This window comes from Tsuneonella dongtanensis (assembly GCF_001698205.1).
GTDB lineage: Bacteria > Pseudomonadota > Alphaproteobacteria > Sphingomonadales > Sphingomonadaceae > Tsuneonella > Tsuneonella dongtanensis.
Genome location: NZ_CP016591.1, coordinates 1,343,190 through 1,359,138, shown reverse-complemented (window position 1 = coordinate 1,359,138; position 15,949 = coordinate 1,343,190). Strand labels below are relative to the sequence as shown.

Sequence of the window (15,949 nt, the reverse complement as noted above, 5' to 3'; positions counted from 1 at the left end):
CCGCTTTCGTTCGCGCGAGTCAAGGGGTGCGCCAACGGCATCCCCCGCGGCCCGACGCGATGTGGGGAGCGAAAATGCGAATGCAACGCAACCGAGCCGTTCAAACCTCGATCAACGGACGCCCGAGCGGGACAGGCGGCCCCTGCAGTTGCCCGGCCAGGTGCATGACCCACGCCGCGACGAGTTCGATTTCCTGGTCGATCATCGCGCCCGACACCGCCGCCTCTTCGCGCGCGGCTATCTCGGCAAAATCGCCGCCCTGCTTGGAGTGTGACTGGAAGATTGGCGCTTGGGCGAGCTCTACCGCGCGCTGATCGTCAATCGGCAGGCCGAAGAACTCGCCCAGCGCCGCGAAGGTGGCGGGGCGATGCGCATTGAATGCATCGCCATCAAGCGAGGCGACGCGGCAGGCGGTGTCGCGGTCGGCCACCCAGGCCAGTTGACGCTGCTGACCGAGCCAGGCGAGGCCCGCCGCCTGCATGTCGGTCAACTCGTACCGGGCCGTCCCATCCAGCGCGAGGCCGATGGGAGCGTAGCCATCCACCCGGGCGAACAGCCGTCGCGCCCAAAGCCGTCCACGAAGCCCTTTCTTTGCGACCGAGCGAAGGAATTCGGCCAAGCCCGACGTCATCAAAACCGCTTTTGCGTCGGGGCGATCGGCGAGCAGGTTCGGGAGCAGCGCATTGGCGGCATTCGACGGCTTGACGATGACCACCTCTCCGGCCCGCATGGGTCGGGCGAGCAGGTCGATGACAGGCCGCAGCATCGCCCGGCCGAAATCGCTGTCGCGCAAGTCTGCAAGGTCCTGAACCACCGCAGGCTCACTCAACCCTGTCGCGATTCCTTCGACGTCGAGCGACTGGACTAGCAAGGTCGATCGGCAGAATGCGGTGTGAAAGACGAAGTGGCATTGTCCGCCGGAGGGACCGGCGGCACGAACCGCGGCGCCTTCGATCCAGCAGGCATCGTCCGGCGACGCCGGCTCGGCATTGTACAGGAACGGCCGTCGGCGACGCACTTCACGCGGGATGCGCATGAACTGGACCCGGTCGCCCGCCGGATCGAGGCGGTGAGGCAGCCACGCGGGGTCTGCGACAATCTCAGCGAGGCGGCTCACCGCGCAGTCCTTAGCTGCCGAGCGCGGGATTGTGTAGAGCGAGCCGGCGTGCCAACGGGCGGCTCATGGCGATCGTCCTCAACCCCGGCCTCGACCCGTCGGCACTCCACTCGGCTTTCGCAAGCGAACGACGCGTACAGGTTCGCGATGTGATGGCGGTCGACGACGCGGAACGGATTGCTGCACGCCTCGAAGCGCTCCCCTGGCGAATGGCATTCAACATCGGAAGCCAGGTGCACGAAGTCCCGCCCCAGGGCATCACCGCCCTGACCGACGAGCAGCGACGGAACATCGAGGCGGAGGTTTACGATGGCGCAAGGCGCGGATTCCAGTTCCACTACCACTACTTTCCGATCGTCGAGCCCTATTTCGGCTCGTCGCCCGGAGCTTCCACCGACAAGGGACCGCTCGCAGACCTCTTCGAATGGATCAACAGTTCACCGGTCCTGGGCCTGGTCCGCGACATCACAGGCCACCGCGATATCGCATGGGCCGATTGCCACGCAGCAATGTACGCGCCCGGCCAGTTCCTCAACAATCACGACGATCACAAGCCGCATCTTCAGCGTCGCGCGGCCTATGTGCTGAACTTCACCCGTCGCTGGCGGAACGACTGGGGCGGATACCTGCAATTCTTCGAAGAGGGCGGAAACGTGACCGGAGCGTTCAAGCCCGGGTTCAACATGCTCAACATGTTCTCGGTGCCGCAGGAGCATTCGGTGCAGCTTGTATCCCCCTATGCCCAAGCGAACCGCTATTCGGTGACCGGATGGTTCCGCGCCGACGATCCTCCGGGTGAGATCGGAAAGAGCGTCGTGCCGAATTGATCCTGCGACCAGGTGCCGGTCCGATCAACCTGTGTTCATCCGCGCTTCGCCAAGAACCGTGCAGTCCTCTTGGGAGGGGATGATGAGGGAAGGGTTCGCAATGCATTTCTTGAGGTTCGCCGGTGCTCTGGCGCTGGCCGTCGTCGCCGTTACCGCTGCACCCGCACTGGCGGACGATCCGAACGATCCGACGATGCGCTCTGCCGCCGCGAAGGCGCGCGACCGGGCGATCATCAAGCGGTTGAACCAGGAGCAGCTGCGCTACGTCCAGCAACGCGACGCGCGCCTTGCCGCCGGCAACGCCGCTTCGCGCGAATGGGCTGCGAAGGAAAACGCGCGCCGCATGGCGACGTGGCGTCACGCGGTGCGGATGTGCGAAAGCGGTCGGCACAAGTACTGCGCGCGCTGATCGATCGGCGTCGCTGACCGTGTGACGTTCGTCGAGCGGGCATTCCGCTTCATCGAAGTGTCCTTAGCGCGGCAACCGCGAGAGGTTTCAGGAGTACCCGCTTTCGCGCGCGCGGCAGTCCGCCGGCGCACACATCACTTATCCGGGGACGCAATCATGACCGACTTCCGCTCCGCCGCGCGCCTGCTGGCCGCAGCTTCCGCCCTTGCCCTTGCCGCGACGGGCGCGCCCGCGCTCGCCAACACCACGCCCGCCGACGGGGTCGACACCGACCAGATCGTCGTCACCGGCCGCCCGGCGATCGGCGACTGGGGGGTCGACCTGTCGAACCGCGACCTGACGGTGAAGCCCGGCGACGACTTCGAACGCTATGCCAGCGGTGCATGGATGGCGCGGACCGAGATCCCGTCGGACAAGTCGCGTACCGGGTCCTTCGTCGAACTCGACGAGACGGTCCGCGAAAACGTGCGGGGCCTCGTCACCAGCCCGGCCAAGGCCTCGACGAAATACGGGATGCACTACGCCGCGTTCATGGACGAGCGGGCGATCGAGCGCGCTGGCCTCACCCCGCTGATGCAGGACATCGCCGTGGTCCGCGCGATCGACGACAAGAGCGAGTTCGCCCGCTTCATGGGCTCGACCTACGATAAGTTCGGGATCAACCTGTTCGGCAGCTTCGTTTATGCCGACACCGGCAATCCGAACATGAACGTCCTGTGGCTTAGCCAGGGCGGGCTCGGGATGCCCGATCGCGACTATTACCTGAAAGACGATTTCGCGAAGCAGCGCGCGGCGTACCAGGCTTTCGCCGAGCGCACGTTCAAGGCGATCGGCGTCGCCAATCCCGCGGTCGCCGCGCAGGAGGTGCTCGCGTTCGAGACCTACATCGCGCAGCTTTCATGGGATTCGGCAGAAAGCCGCGATATCGGCAAGACCAACAACCCGATGTCGACCGCCGAGCTGGCCCGATACGCCCCCGGCCTCGACTGGGCCGCTTTCTGGGACGGGTACAACGTTCCCGCGCAGGATCGCCTGATCGTGCAGGAGAACACCGCGATACAGGCGCTCGCGGCGCTATATGCAAGCACCGATCTCGACACGCTGAAGCTATGGCAGCAGTTCCATGTCGCCAATCAGGCGTCGCCCTACCTCAACAAGGCGATGGTCGACAGCAGCTTCGAATACGCCAAGTCGATCAGCGGGGTGACCCAGCAGCGGCCGCGGTGGAAGCGCGCGATCGACAACGTCAACGGTTCCCTGGGCGAACTGGTGGGCGAAAGCTACGTCGCCGAATACTTCCCGGCCGTCGCCAAGGCACGGATGGACGACCTCGTCCGCAACCTGAAGCTCGCGATGGCCGACCGCATCCGCGACAACGAGTGGATGGCCGCGGAGACCAAGACCGAGGCGCTCGCCAAGCTCGAAAGGATGGACGTGATGATCGGCCATCCCGAGGAATTCCGCAGCTACGACGCGCTCCCGATCGGCAACAGCCTCTATGCCAATGCCAAGGCGGCGGCGAAGTTCAATGCAGACTATTCGATGGCCGACCTTGGCAAGCCGGTCGACCGCAAGAAGTGGCTGATGGTCCCGCAGGTGGTCAACGCCTACAACGGGTTCACCGAGAACAAGATGGTGTTCCCGGCGGGCATCCTGCAGCCGCCGTTCTTCGATCCTTATGCGGACCCGGCGGTCAATTACGGCGCGATCGGCGTGGTGATCGGGCACGAGATCAGCCACGGCTTCGACGACCAGGGCCGCAAGATCGACCAGACCGGCGCGATCCGCGACTGGTGGACTGCACAGGACGCCGCCCGCTTCGATGCCGAGGCGAAGAAGTTCGGCGCACAATACGCGAAATACGAAGTGGCGCCCGGCGCGGCGGTCAACCCCGAGCTGACCATGGGCGAGAACATCGCCGACCTTGCCGGTGTGCTCGTCGCCTACGATGCCTACAAGAAGTCGCTCGGCGGCAAGGAAGCGCCGGTGATCGACGGCCTGACCGGCGACCAGCGCTTCTTCCTGGCCTACGCGCAGGTCTGGCGGTCGAAGGCGCGCGAGGATTCGCTGCGCAGCCAGGTGGCGACCGACCCGCACAGCCCCGAGCGCTTCCGCACGATCGGCCCGCTGCGCAATGTCGACGCGTGGTACGCGGCCTTCGATGTGAAGCCGGGCGATGCCAACTACATCGCCCCGGAAGACCGCGCGCGCATCTGGTAACCGGCGCAGGCGGCGGGTAGGCGACGGGCGATGCATCGCCTGTTCATCGCCCTGCACCCGCCGCCGCCGGTGCGCGCCGCGCTCCTTGCCGCGCAAGGCGGGGTCGAGCGCGCGCGGTGGCAGTCCGACGACCAGTTGCACCTGACCCTGCGCTTTGTCGGCGAGGTCGATCGGCACAGGGGCGAGGACCTGGCCGACGCCCTGTCGTCGGTGGTCGCGCAGCCCTTCGATCTGTCGGTCCACGGTGTGGGGCATTTCGAGAAGAAGGGGCGCCCGACCGCGCTGTGGGCGGCGCTCGCCCCTTCGCCCGGGCTCGACATCCTCGAACGCCGGGTGGAGCGCGCTTGCCGCGCCGCGGGCCTTGCTGCCGAGACGCGCAAGTTCGTGCCCCATGTCACGCTGGCACGCCTGGGTGGCGGCGCCATCGGCGCGGGGGACTGGCTTGCGCGGCACGGCGACCTGTCCGCGCCGGATTGGCCGGTCGGATCGTTCGTGCTCTACGAAAGCCGCCTCGGCAGCGGCGGATCGACCTACGAGCCGCTCGCCGAATACAATCTCTAGCGGGCCGTCAGGGCCCGGGCACCGGGCTCGCCGAGCCAGCGCGCGGAAACGCCCCACACGCGCTCGATGACCGGCGCCGAGAGCGCCTCTTCCGGCGATCCGTCGGCGGCGAGCGTGCCGCGGTCCAGCACCAGCACCCGGTCGGCGTGGTTCATCGCCAGCGCCAGGTCGTGCAGTACCAGCACCACCCCCGCGCCGCTCTCTGCAGCACGACGCAGGTGCGCCAGAAGCGCAAGCTGGTGCGCAAGGTCGAGCGCGGCGAGCGGCTCGTCGGCGAGGATCCAGCGTGGGCACCCCGCGAGCACCCGCGCCAGCAGCGCCCGTGCCCGCTCGCCGCCCGACAGCCGCGAGACGGGACGGTCGGCGAGATGGTCGAGGTCGAGCGCGGACAGGGCGGCGGCGACTTCCGCCTCGCCCCGGTCGCGGTGCGGCAGCCGTCCGAGCGCGACGAGCGAGCGCACCGCCACGTCCCACGCCACTTCGCCTTCCTGCGGCAGGTAGCCCAATGCCTTCGCCCGGTCGCGCGGGTGGAGCGCACCGAGGTGCCCCCCGTCGAGCATGACCGCTCCGCTGTCGGGCGAAAGCAGGCCGGCAAGGCACTGCAGCAGGCTCGATTTGCCCGCCCCGTTGGGCCCGCAGATCGCGGTGATGCGCCCGGGCTCGAGCGCGGCCGACACGTCGGTCACGCGCCCCGCGAGGGTCAGGCTCTGCGCGATCAGTGTCATGCCAGCCCCCGCCGCATCCGCAGCAGCAGCCACAGGAAGAACGGCGCGCCGATCAGGCTCAGCGCGATACCGAGCCGCAGCTCGGTCACCAGCGGCAGCACGCGGCACAAGCTGTCGGCGACGAGCACCAGCAGCGCGCCCGCGAGCGCGCTCGGCAGCAGGAGCTGCGAGGGCCGCCGGTCGGTGAAGGGGCGGACGAGATGCGGCACGATCAGCCCGACGAAGCCGACGATCCCGGCGACCGCGACCCCGCTGCCCACGGTCAGGCCCACCCCGGCGATCAGCCAGAACTGCAAGCGCCGCGGCTCCATGCCGAGGCTGCGCGCGGCTGCCTGCCCGAGAACCAGCGCGTCGAGCCCCCGCGCGGCCATCGCCAGGCAGACGATCCCCGCCAGCGTCAGCGGCGCGGCGAGCGCGACGTCGTTCCACGACCGGTCGGTCAGCGCGCCCATCAGCCAGGTCACTATTTCGCTCATCGCGAAGGCGTTGGGCGCAAGGCTGATGGCAAGGCTCGTCAGCGCGCCGGCAAGGCTCGCAATCATCATGCCCGCAAGCGTGAAAAGCGCGATGCCGCCGGTGCGTCCGGCGATCGCCGCGAGCAGGGCCATCGCGCCTGCCGCCCCGGCCAGCGCGAATAGCGGCAGCAGGAACGGCGAAGCGGCATAGCCGAACCACAGGCTCGCCACCGCGCCCAGCGCCGCGCCGGGGGCGATGCCGAACAGGCCCGGATCGGCGAGCGGGTTGCGCAGGTATCCCTGCATCGCCGCCCCGCTCGCCCCCAGGCCGGCACCGATGACGAGCGCCAGCACGGCACGCGGCAGGCGCAGCTCGGCCAAGATCACCGCGGCGTTGGGTGTGCTCGCCGGATCGAGCCAGACCCGCCCCGCGAGCAGCGACAGCGGCACCGCGAGCGCTATGAGCCCGAGGAGGAGCAGGACGGGCCGCGTCACGACACGCCCTCTCGTATCTCGGCCAGCCGCTCCACCGCACGAACGATGGTCGGCCCGCCGCAGTAGAGCAGCGCCGGATCGAGCGAGGCGCGGTCCATCTCCGGCAGCGCATCGAGCGCCGGGTGGCGCTGCCCGCGCTCGCTTCCCGCGACCAGCAGCACGCGCGGCGGATCGGCAAGCAGGCGTTCGAGCGAAAGGTAGTCCGCCTGTCCCATGCCGCGCGCCGCGCTCTGGCTGGCGAACCCGACATGGCGCATCAGCGCGGTCACCAGCGCATCCTCGCCCGGTACGATGCCGTCGGGCTGCCAGAGGATCGCGGGCACGGGTTCGCCCTCGGCCCGCGTCGCGGCGAGCGCGGCGTCGATCTTTCCCACGACGGCTTCGCCGCGCGCCGGATGGCCCGCCAGCGCGGCGAGCTGCCGCACTTGCGCCGCGCTGGCCTCGACCGTCGAGGCGATCCCCACGGTCTCGACCTGCACGCCCAGCCGCTCGAATGCCGCGCGGGTGGCGGGTGCCATGAAGCTCGACCCGACGACGACATCGGGATCGAGCGCGAGCACTTCCTCCACCGTCCCCCCGGTCGCACGAAACCGCCGCGCCTGGGCGAGCGGCATCGAGGTCGCGCGGGGATCGTGGCTGTAGTGGCTCACCGCCAGGATCTGCTCCGGATCGGCGACCTCGGCGAGGATCGCGTCGGTGCATGGATTGAGGCTGACGATGGTCGGACGACCGCCACCCGCGCGCTCGTGCGGGGATGCCGCGCATCCCGCGAGGAGCAGGCAGGCGGCGGCGAGTGCCTTCACATCCCCACCCTCACCCCGACATAGGCCGCGCGGCCCTGCGTCCCGTATCCCGCAACCTCGGTGTAGCGCGCGTCGAACAGGTTCTCGACCCGGCCGAACAGCTCCACGTCGTATTGCTGGCGCATGTCGAGCGCGAACAAGACCTTGCTCGCGCGCAGGTCGACCAGCGCATGCCCGTCGATACGCGTGAAGTTACCTGCATCGTCGAAGCTGTCGCCGACCAGCCGCAGGTCGGCACCGAGCTTAAGGCCCCGGTGGTGCAGCGGATCGGTGTCCCAGTCGCCCGTCAGGGTCAGCGCGTGGCGCGGACGGCGCGCGAGATCGGTCCCGGCGTCGCGATCGCGCGACTTCGCGTAGCTGTAGGCCGCGCCGAAGCCGAGCCCGCGGACCGGCTCCGCGCCCAGCTCGACCTCGAACCCCTCGGCCCGCGCGCGGCCGACGTTGTCGTAGGTGCCGAAAGGCCGGTTCGTGCAGATGCCTCCGGTCACGCCGAAGCACGAGACGAAGTCGATCAGGTCGCGGCTGTCGCGGCGGAAAAGCGACAGGGCGGCCGAAAAGGCATTGTCCGAATAGGTCAGTCCCACGTCGTAGCTCTTGCTGCGTTCGGGGCTCAGCGCGGGATTGCCGAAGTCCGACAGGAGCTGGAACAGCGTGGGCGCCTTGAACCCCTCGCCATAGCTGGCGCGCAGGTCGAGACCATCGGCCAGCTCCACCGCGCCGTTCGCGCCGAGGGTCCATTCGCCGCCGAAGCGGTTGTGGTCGTCGTAGCGCGCACCCACGCCCAGGATCACGCCGCCGTTTCGGTCGTACGTCAGCATCGCATGGCCGCTCGCGGTATGTGCGCTGCCGCGGTCGGCGGAAAACGCACCGTCTGCCGTGAACCGGCTCCATTCGCGGTCGGCGCCGAAATCGATGCGCACGTTCTCGAACCGGCCCGCCAGCCGGTAGCGACCGAACAGCTCGGCGCGGGTCAGGCGGCCGGTGGTCTCGTAATAGGGCGCGGGCCCTGTATCCTCGTCGACGAGGTCGCGGTCGTTCGCGCTGCGCACGACCCCCGCGCTCAGCATCAGCCGATCGCCCTTGTACTCGAGGCCTGCCCGGCCCGAGCGCTCGCGGGTGTCTTGCCGTTCGTTGGTGTCGTCGAACACGAAGAAGGTCGGCGGTGGGAAGCCGTCGAGGTCGAGCGAGCCATCGGCATATCGCCCGCTCGCCACGGCGGAGAGACCGTCGGCAAGGAAGGCGCGCGCCCGGCCCGAGACGTGCCATTGCTCGAACCCGTCGCGCTCGGTCCCGATCGCCGCGGACGAGATGCCGCGCGAACGGACCCAGCCGCCCGATACGCTCGCCTCGACCAGCCGTCCGTCGACGCCTGCGAGGGCCTGCGTGCTGACCTGGCGCGGGCCGCCGTACTCGGCGCTCGCGGCGACCCCGTTGGCGGTGCGGGTCGACAGGTTCATGACCCCGGCGATCGCGTCCGAACCCCAGACGACCGAGTGCGAACCGCGCAGCAGTTCGACCTTGCCGACTTCCTCCGCCATTAGGTTGCCGAAGTCGAAGCCGCCGCCGGGGCTCGATACGTCGTTCACCTTGACCCCGTCGATAAGGACGAGGAGCTGCTCCGCCCCCGCTCCGCGCACGCGGACTCCGGTGAACCCGCCGACGCTGCCGTTGCGCGTAATCGTGACGCCCGGCATCCGCCGTAGCGCCCGGGTCAGGTCCGGACCCTGCACGCTGCGCAGCTCGCGGTCTCCGATGACGTCGACCGGGTAGGGATCGTCGGCGTCGGACGCGGGCAGGCCGCTGGCGACGACGCGGATCTCGGTCTCGGCGATGGTGGCCACGGGGTAGAACTCGACCCCCAGCAAGGTCGTATCCCCGGTGTCCTCCTGCGCCAGCGCGGGCGCGGACAGGACAGCGGACATCAGCAATATCAATCGTATGGACATGGAACCTCCCAACATGAACGAACATGCCGTCCATGGCGGGAGGAACGCCGTTATCGGGCGCGCCTTCGCTGCATTCCGGTACACCCCGCCCGGCTGCGGAACGACCGTCCTGGGCAGGTCTCCTGGCTCCCGGATCGACGCTTTCCCGCCGCCTTCCCGGTCGGATCGACCAGTGGCATGTGGCGGGATCGCTCCCCGGTCACAGTTGCGGGGGCAGCGGAGGTATCGCACCTCCTTCCCTCTTCGGTCCGGTTTCCCGGACAACCCATGACGTGGGCGCGGCGATAGGCGCGCCGTGTCGATTTGCCAAGTTAACCGTTTCGAAGGCACCCGGTTTAACTTCGCCTTGCGGCCTGTTCCGCCAAGGGACACCGGCAGCCGTGCCGCTCGTGGCCACCTTCTGACGCTGCTACGGCCGAAGGCCGTGACAACGCAGGAACCCGAGTGAACCGCCAGCAAGCCACCCTCCAGCGCATTGCCGACCGCCGCGAGCGGCGCGACCGGCGGCGTTCGCTGACGCCGCGCGCGCTGTTCGAGGCGGTATTCCGCGGGCCGCACAGCGGACGCCGGCTGCTGGCGCTGGCCGCCGCGGTGGCAGTCCCCGCGATGGCCGCGCCCGGCGACTGGCGCGCGCTGGATTTCGACACGGCTGTCGAGGCCGAAGCCGCCGCGATGCCTTTCGAGACCCCGGGCGAGAGCTTTCCCGGCTCGGCGTTCTTCTACCTCGAGGACCTGCCGCAGCTCGCCCTCGATCACGACGCGGGTCCGCCTCCCCCGATCGAGACCGGCGCGCACTCGGATGCCGAGCCCGCCCGAACAGACACGCTGGCCGGACCGGCCGCGCGTGCCTTCCTCGGCAGCGGAACCGGGATCGACAAGGCGCGCGCGCTCCAGTGCATGACCTTGGCGCTCTATTATGAGTCCGCCAACGAACCGACCGAAGGCCAGCGCGCGGTGGCGCAGGTGATCCTCAACCGGGTCGCGCATCCCAGCTATCCCAACAGCGTGTGCGGCGTCGTCTTCCAGGGCTCCGAGCGCAAGACCGGGTGCCAGTTCAGCTTCACCTGCGACGGCAGCCTCAACCGCAAGCCCGCCAAGGCGAGCTGGGACCGGGCGCGCGGCGTCGCCGCGGCGTCGCTCGCCGGCTACGTCTACGCCCCGATCGGGCTCGCGACGCATTATCACGCGACTTACGTGCTGCCCTACTGGGCCTCGAGCCTGACGAACGTCGGCACAATCGGCCTCCACACCTTCTACAAATGGCGCGGAGTCGCCGGGCGTTCGGATGCCTTTGCCGCGCGCTATGCCGGGCGCGAACCCGTGGCCGCGCCGCACCCGCGCTCCTATACCGACCCGGCGGGCTCAGCGCCCGATCCGGTGGTGCTGGCGCAGGCCTACGAAGCGGCGCGGATGAAGGCCGTGGCCGCGAGCGCCGCCTATGCCCCGCCCCCGCCGCCGGTCTATGCCGCGCCGGTCCAGGCGCGCGGTGGAGACCGCCTCTACGCGGCCGAGAACCTGCCGCAGACGGGCACCGTGAAGGCAGAATACGCCAATTCCGGGCGATGGATCGCACAACCCGGCGCAACCCCGGCGGCAGACGTAAACGCCCGATAACCTTGGCAGTTACCGATCGCGTAACCCTGTCCTCGAACCGAGGCTTAGGCTCTGTCGGCTAACGATGGTTGTCCCGGTCGCAACAGGAAACCTGCACTTCATGCCGCTTCGCTTCGCCCCCGCCCGGTCGGTCACGCGTTCGCCTATTGCCCGCGCCTTCGCCCGCAAGGCGCTCTCGCGCGCAGCCAACGACAACGGCGACCCTGGCCCGGCGGACGACGCCGTGCTTGCCGCCGCCCTGCGTCATTTCGCAACCCACGGACTTGGCGCTGCGATCGCCGCGCTGCGCGAAGCCGAGCGGGCGCTGGAGGCGGGCGACGACCAGGGACACGCCTGGTGGCTGGAGATTTGCGGCACGCTCGACCGACGTCTGGCCGCCCGCCACCGCGAACGCGGCAAAACGTGTGCTTGATAGGACCTTAGACGGTAACGGCCGTCTTAACCTGCCGGTGACGGACGTGGTCTAAGGCACCGGCATATGAACGGAGAGGTCGCGCTCAGCCGGATATCTTGGCTCTGGGGATGGTTCGGGGAGACCGAACCGCCCAGCAGCGACGTACACCTGTCGCTCCTGCGCACGCTCTACAACAAGCCCGCCGGCCTCGTCCTTGCGACGGCGATCGGCTCGATCATCTCGGCAGTCGCGGCATTCTCGACCGGAGATTTCTTGCTTGAAGCCGGAGCTGCCGCGCTGACCGCCACCGGTCTGGCACGCATTGCCGCGATGACCTTCATGTCCCGGAAGGGCGGCGCCTACCCCGCCCGCTGGCTCGAGATCGTCTACACGAGCGGTGCCGCCGCCTACGCGCTTGCCCTGGGCCTGTTCGCCGCAGCGGCGATCTGGCGCGGGGTGGACGTCGCGGTCCAGGTAATGATCCTTCCGTTCGTGGTCGGCTATGCCATCGCCACCGCGGCCCGCGATGCCGGCCGACCGGTGATCGCGATGATGCAGTCGGCCCTGGTCGGACTGCCGCTCGCCTTGGCGCTCTTCGCCGAGGGATCGCTGGCCTACGTCACCCTGGCGGGGTGCATCACGCTGGCCCTTCCCGCTGTCGGGATGATCGTGCACACGATCGCGCTCTCGCTGCAGGACGCGACCAGAGCGGCCGCGACGAATGCCAGGCTCGCTGAAAGCATGAAGGCTCTGGCCCGCACCGACGTCGTCACGGGACTCGCCAACCGGGCCGGCCTCGATCACGCCCTGGGCGAAACCGTCGAGGGCCTCGGCCCGGACGACCTGCTTGCGCTGTTCTGGCTTGACCTCGACCGCTTCAAGGAAGTGAACGACCTCCTTGGTCACACCATCGGCGACCGCGTTCTCGCGGCAGTCGCCGAGCGCCTGCGCGAGGTTGCCCCCACCGGATCGACGATCTGCCGCTTCGGGGGCGACGAGTTCATCCTGCTCTGTCCGGTGACGAGCCGCCGGGCGACAGAGGCCCTCGCCACGCGGGTGCTCGCGAACGTCACCCGGCCGCTCCGGCTCGATGCCGAACGGCTGGAAGTCCCCGCGTCGATGGGGATCGCCCTGCTCCCCGAGGACGGCGCGGATGCCGATGCACTGATGCAGCGCGCGGACCTTGCGCTCTATCACGCAAAGATCGGCGGCAAGAACCGCAACCGGTTCTACGATCCGGCAATGAGCCGGAACCTCATGCGCCGCCGCGAGATCGAGGCGGAGCTCCGCGCCGCTATCCAGCGCGACGAGCTGGCGATCTTCTTCCAGCCCATCGTCGATCTCGACAGTGGCCGGATCCGCACCTTCGAGGCGCTCGTCCGCTGGTTCCACCCGGAAAAGGGCGAGCTCATGCCCGACGAGTTCATCCCTGTGGCCGAAGATACAGGTCTTATCGTCACGCTGGGCAACTGGATCACCGCGCAGGCCGCGCGCACCGCGGTTCACTGGCCCGACGACGTGACGCTCGCGGTCAATCTCTCGCCGCTCCAGATCAAGGCGCCGGGTGCCGCGCTCGGCATCCTTTCGGCGCTGCGCGATGCCGGGCTCCCGCCATCGCGGCTCGAGCTGGAAGTGACCGAGAGCCTGTTCCTCGACGACAACCACGCGACCGAAAACTTCATCAACGAGCTGGCTGCCGCCGGCGTCCATTTCGCGCTGGACGATTTCGGCACCGGCTACTCGTCGCTCGGCTACATCGATCGCTTTCCGTTCAGCAAGATCAAGGTCGACCGCAGCTTCGTTTCCGGGCCCAAGGTCGGTCGCAAGAGCGAGGCGATCATCCGCGCCGTGGCCGAACTCGGCGCGCAGCTCGGGATGGACATCGTGGCCGAGGGCCTTGAGACGATCGAACAGGTTGCCACGGTTCGCGCGGCGGGCTGCTCCATGGGCCAGGGATACTATTTCAGCCGCGCAGTCCCCGATTACATCGCTGCGACGCTGCTCGCGCATGAGCGCCAACCGCTGGCGGCCCGCCGCGCGGGATGAAACGCCCTGTGGGGGATTACCCGCCCGTCAACCTTCTGCCTTGACCGCGAATTAACGCTCGCCAGACAATTTCCCGTCCATGTTCTGGAAACTCGTCATGCTCGCCGGAGTTGTTACCATCGGAATGGCGGTCCTGGGCTATGGCCCGGCCGAACTCAAGCGTGCGGCCAACGACTTGTCGAGCACGAACGCCTCGGCCATCTCGCCTTCCGGAGGGGATGCGGGCGGCTGGGGCTGAGACGCTGAGCCAGCCTCTCTCGCTATTGCGAAGCGTTTGCAAAGATAGTTGATTTGCGGGGCCGATTGCGGTTGCAATCGCCCATTCGCCAGCCTAGGCGGACCCCTGCACCAGGGGCCGCCCTCGCCTGCGGGACGGAGTCGCGCCCAATCGAGGCCCAGTCCCGCGCGAGACGAAGGATAGCTTCCCCTATGGCCCGCAAGAAGATCGCGCTCGTCGGCGCAGGCATGATCGGCGGCACGCTCGCCCACCTCGCCGCGAAGAAGGAAATGGGCGACATCGTCCTGTTCGACATCGCCGAGGGCATCCCGCAGGGCAAGGCACTCGACCTCAGCCAGTGCGGCCCGATCGAGGGCTTCGACGCGCGGATCATGGGGACCAATTCCTATACCGACATCGCCGGAGCGGACGTCGTCATCGTCACCGCCGGCGTGCCCCGCAAACCCGGCATGAGCCGCGACGACCTGCTCGGCATCAACCTCAAGGTGATGAAGGCCGTCGGCGAAGGCATCCGCGACAACTGCCCCGACGCATTCGTGATCTGCATCACCAACCCGCTCGACGCGATGGTCTGGGCGCTGCGCGAATTCTCCGGTCTGCCGCACAACAAGGTCGTCGGCATGGCCGGCGTGCTCGACAGCGCGCGCTTCGCGACCTTCCTGGCATGGGAATTCGGCGTCTCGGTCAAGGACGTGAACGCCTTCGTGCTCGGCGGCCACGGCGACACGATGGTCCCGGTCACCAGCTACACCACCATCAGCGGCATCCCGGTCGACGACCTTGTCGCGATGGGCAAGTCGTCGAAGGCCAACCTCGACGAGATCGTCAAGCGCACCCGCGGTGGCGGCGGCGAGATTGTTGCCCTCCTCAAGACCGGCAGCGCCTATTACGCGCCCGCAACCAGCGCGATCGCGATGGCCGAAGCCTATCTCGGCGACCAGAAGCGCATCCTGCCCTGCGCCGCCTACGTGAAGGGCCAGTACGGCCTCGACGGGCTCTACGTCGGCGTTCCTGCCGTGATCGGCAAGGACGGCATCGAGGAGGTCATCGAGATCAAGCTCTCCGACGAGGAAAAGGCCAACCTCAAGGTTTCGACCGACGCGGTCGAGGAACTGCTCGAGGTCTGCAAGGGCCTGGACGGAGATCTCGCGTGAGCATCCTCGTCGACAAGAACACCAAAGTCATCACGCAGGGCATGACCGGCGAGACCGGCACCTTCCACACCCAGCAGGCGCTCGATTACGGGACGCAGATGGTCGCCGGCGTGACTCCCGGCAAGGGCGGCACCACGCACATCGGGCTGCCGGTGTATGACACCGTCGCCGAGGCGGTGAAGGCCACCGGCGCCACCGCCAGCTGCATCTACGTGCCGCCGCCGTTCGCCGCGGATTCGATCCTCGAGGCGATCGATGCCGAGGTGCCGCTGATCGTCACCATCACCGAGGGCATCCCGGTGCTCGACATGGTGCGGGTGAAGCGCGCGCTTTCGGGCAGCAAGAGCCGCCTGATCGGCCCCAACTGCCCCGGCGTGCTGACCCCGGGCGAATGCAAGATCGGCATCATGCCGGGCTCGATCTTCCAGAAGGGTTCGGTCGGCGTAGTCTCGCGCAGCGGCACGCTGACCTACGAGGCGGTCCACCAGACGACCATGGTCGGCCTGGGCCAGACCACCGCGGTCGGCATCGGCGGTGACCCGGTCAACGGCACGAACTTCATCGACGTGCTCGACCTCTTCCTCTCGGACGACGAGACCAAGTCGATCATCATGATCGGCGAGATCGGCGGTTCGGCGGAAGAAGAAGCCGCAGAATTCATCGCTCACGAGGCGAAGAAGGGCCGCCGCAAGCCGATGGTCGGCTTCATCGCCGGCCGCACCGCGCCTCCGGGCCGGCGCATGGGCCACGCGGGCGCGATCGTCTCGGGCGGCCAGGGCGGCGCAGAGGACAAGATCGCCGCGATGGAAGCGGCGGGCATCCGCGTCTCCCCTTCGCCCAGCGAACTCGGAACGACGCTCGACGCGCTGCTGAAGGAACTCGCCTGACCACAAGGGCGGCGCGCCTCCTCCCCGGGAGCGCCTCCATGGTTCGGGCATTACCTCA

Annotated in this window: 15 protein-coding genes and 1 riboswitch; of the genes, 10 read left to right on the top strand and 5 right to left on the bottom strand. The window is 68.4% G+C overall.

Features of this window, described 5'->3' with window-relative positions:
- Positions 1-100 precede the first annotated feature (100 nt).
- A complete protein-coding gene (locus tag A6F68_RS06555) occupies positions 101-1,117 on the bottom strand; it encodes a hypothetical protein (RefSeq protein WP_067677559.1) in 1,017 nt (338 codons plus the stop codon).
- 65 nt (positions 1,118-1,182) lie between these two features.
- Between A6F68_RS06555 and A6F68_RS06550 the strand changes: the two genes are divergently transcribed.
- The 4 genes from A6F68_RS06550 to thpR all read left to right on the top strand — a co-directional run bounded on the left by A6F68_RS06550 (position 1,183) and on the right by thpR (position 5,134).
- On the top strand, positions 1,183-1,944 hold the full coding sequence (locus tag A6F68_RS06550; RefSeq protein ID WP_067677556.1) for a 2OG-Fe(II) oxygenase: 762 nt from the start codon (positions 1,183-1,185) through the stop codon (positions 1,942-1,944).
- Positions 1,945-2,044: 100 nt separating this feature from the next.
- Positions 2,045-2,353: a hypothetical protein gene (locus A6F68_RS06545; RefSeq protein ID WP_232308212.1), complete on the top strand. Its 309-nt coding sequence runs from the start codon at positions 2,045-2,047 to the stop codon at positions 2,351-2,353.
- Between the two features lie 156 nt (positions 2,354-2,509).
- Positions 2,510-4,573, top strand: coding sequence for a M13 family metallopeptidase (locus tag A6F68_RS06540; RefSeq protein ID WP_067677553.1), 2,064 nt, complete (start codon positions 2,510-2,512; stop codon positions 4,571-4,573).
- Between the two features lie 30 nt (positions 4,574-4,603).
- Positions 4,604-5,134, top strand: a complete 531-nt coding sequence (gene thpR, locus A6F68_RS06535) for an RNA 2',3'-cyclic phosphodiesterase (protein WP_067677550.1) — start codon at positions 4,604-4,606, stop codon at positions 5,132-5,134.
- Here the strand turns inward: thpR and A6F68_RS06530 are convergent.
- From A6F68_RS06530 to A6F68_RS06515, 4 genes are read right to left on the bottom strand one after another with little or no spacing between them, the layout of a single operon-like run.
- Entirely contained in the window at positions 5,131-5,859 is a 729-nt protein-coding gene (locus A6F68_RS06530) for an ABC transporter ATP-binding protein (protein WP_067682200.1), read from the bottom strand. The two genes, thpR and A6F68_RS06530, sit on opposite strands and share 4 nt — an antisense overlap.
- Positions 5,856-6,809: a FecCD family ABC transporter permease gene (locus A6F68_RS06525; RefSeq protein ID WP_067677547.1), complete on the bottom strand. Its 954-nt coding sequence runs from the start codon at positions 6,807-6,809 to the stop codon at positions 5,856-5,858. Before A6F68_RS06525 ends, A6F68_RS06530 begins: the two co-directional genes overlap by 4 nt.
- Entirely contained in the window at positions 6,806-7,612 is an 807-nt protein-coding gene (locus tag A6F68_RS06520; protein ID WP_084001734.1) for an ABC transporter substrate-binding protein, read from the bottom strand. Before A6F68_RS06520 ends, A6F68_RS06525 begins: the two co-directional genes overlap by 4 nt.
- The gene (locus A6F68_RS06515; RefSeq protein WP_198152697.1) at positions 7,609-9,534 is read right to left on the bottom strand and encodes a TonB-dependent receptor plug domain-containing protein; all 1,926 of its coding nucleotides are present in this window, start codon (positions 9,532-9,534) and stop codon (positions 7,609-7,611) included. The genes A6F68_RS06520 and A6F68_RS06515 overlap by 4 nt, the downstream gene beginning before the upstream one ends.
- A 119-nt stretch (positions 9,535-9,653) precedes the next feature.
- Positions 9,654-9,842, bottom strand: a riboswitch (cobalamin riboswitch).
- Positions 9,843-10,002: 160 nt separating this feature from the next.
- On the opposite strand from A6F68_RS06515, the gene A6F68_RS06510 reads away from it, so the two are divergent.
- From A6F68_RS06510 to sucD, 6 genes are all read left to right on the top strand, one after another.
- Positions 10,003-11,172 (top strand): cell wall hydrolase, encoded by a 1,170-nt coding sequence (locus tag A6F68_RS06510; protein ID WP_232308211.1) that lies wholly within the window; start codon positions 10,003-10,005, stop codon positions 11,170-11,172.
- A 100-nt stretch (positions 11,173-11,272) separates the two neighbouring features.
- Positions 11,273-11,584, top strand: coding sequence for a hypothetical protein (locus tag A6F68_RS06505; protein ID WP_067682191.1), 312 nt, complete (start codon positions 11,273-11,275; stop codon positions 11,582-11,584).
- 66 nt (positions 11,585-11,650) lie between these two features.
- A complete protein-coding gene (locus tag A6F68_RS06500; protein WP_084001732.1) occupies positions 11,651-13,612 on the top strand; it encodes a putative bifunctional diguanylate cyclase/phosphodiesterase in 1,962 nt (653 codons plus the stop codon).
- Between the two features lie 79 nt (positions 13,613-13,691).
- Complete coding sequence (locus tag A6F68_RS15000; RefSeq protein WP_157096675.1) at positions 13,692-13,850, top strand: hypothetical protein; 159 nt, start codon at positions 13,692-13,694, stop codon at positions 13,848-13,850.
- A 191-nt stretch (positions 13,851-14,041) separates the two neighbouring features.
- On the top strand, positions 14,042-15,004 hold the full coding sequence (mdh, locus tag A6F68_RS06495) for a malate dehydrogenase (protein WP_067677543.1): 963 nt from the start codon (positions 14,042-14,044) through the stop codon (positions 15,002-15,004).
- Positions 15,001-15,891, top strand: a complete 891-nt coding sequence (gene sucD / locus A6F68_RS06490) for a succinate--CoA ligase subunit alpha (RefSeq protein WP_067677542.1) — start codon at positions 15,001-15,003, stop codon at positions 15,889-15,891. Before mdh ends, sucD begins: the two co-directional genes overlap by 4 nt.
- Positions 15,892-15,949: the final 58 nt, after the last annotated feature.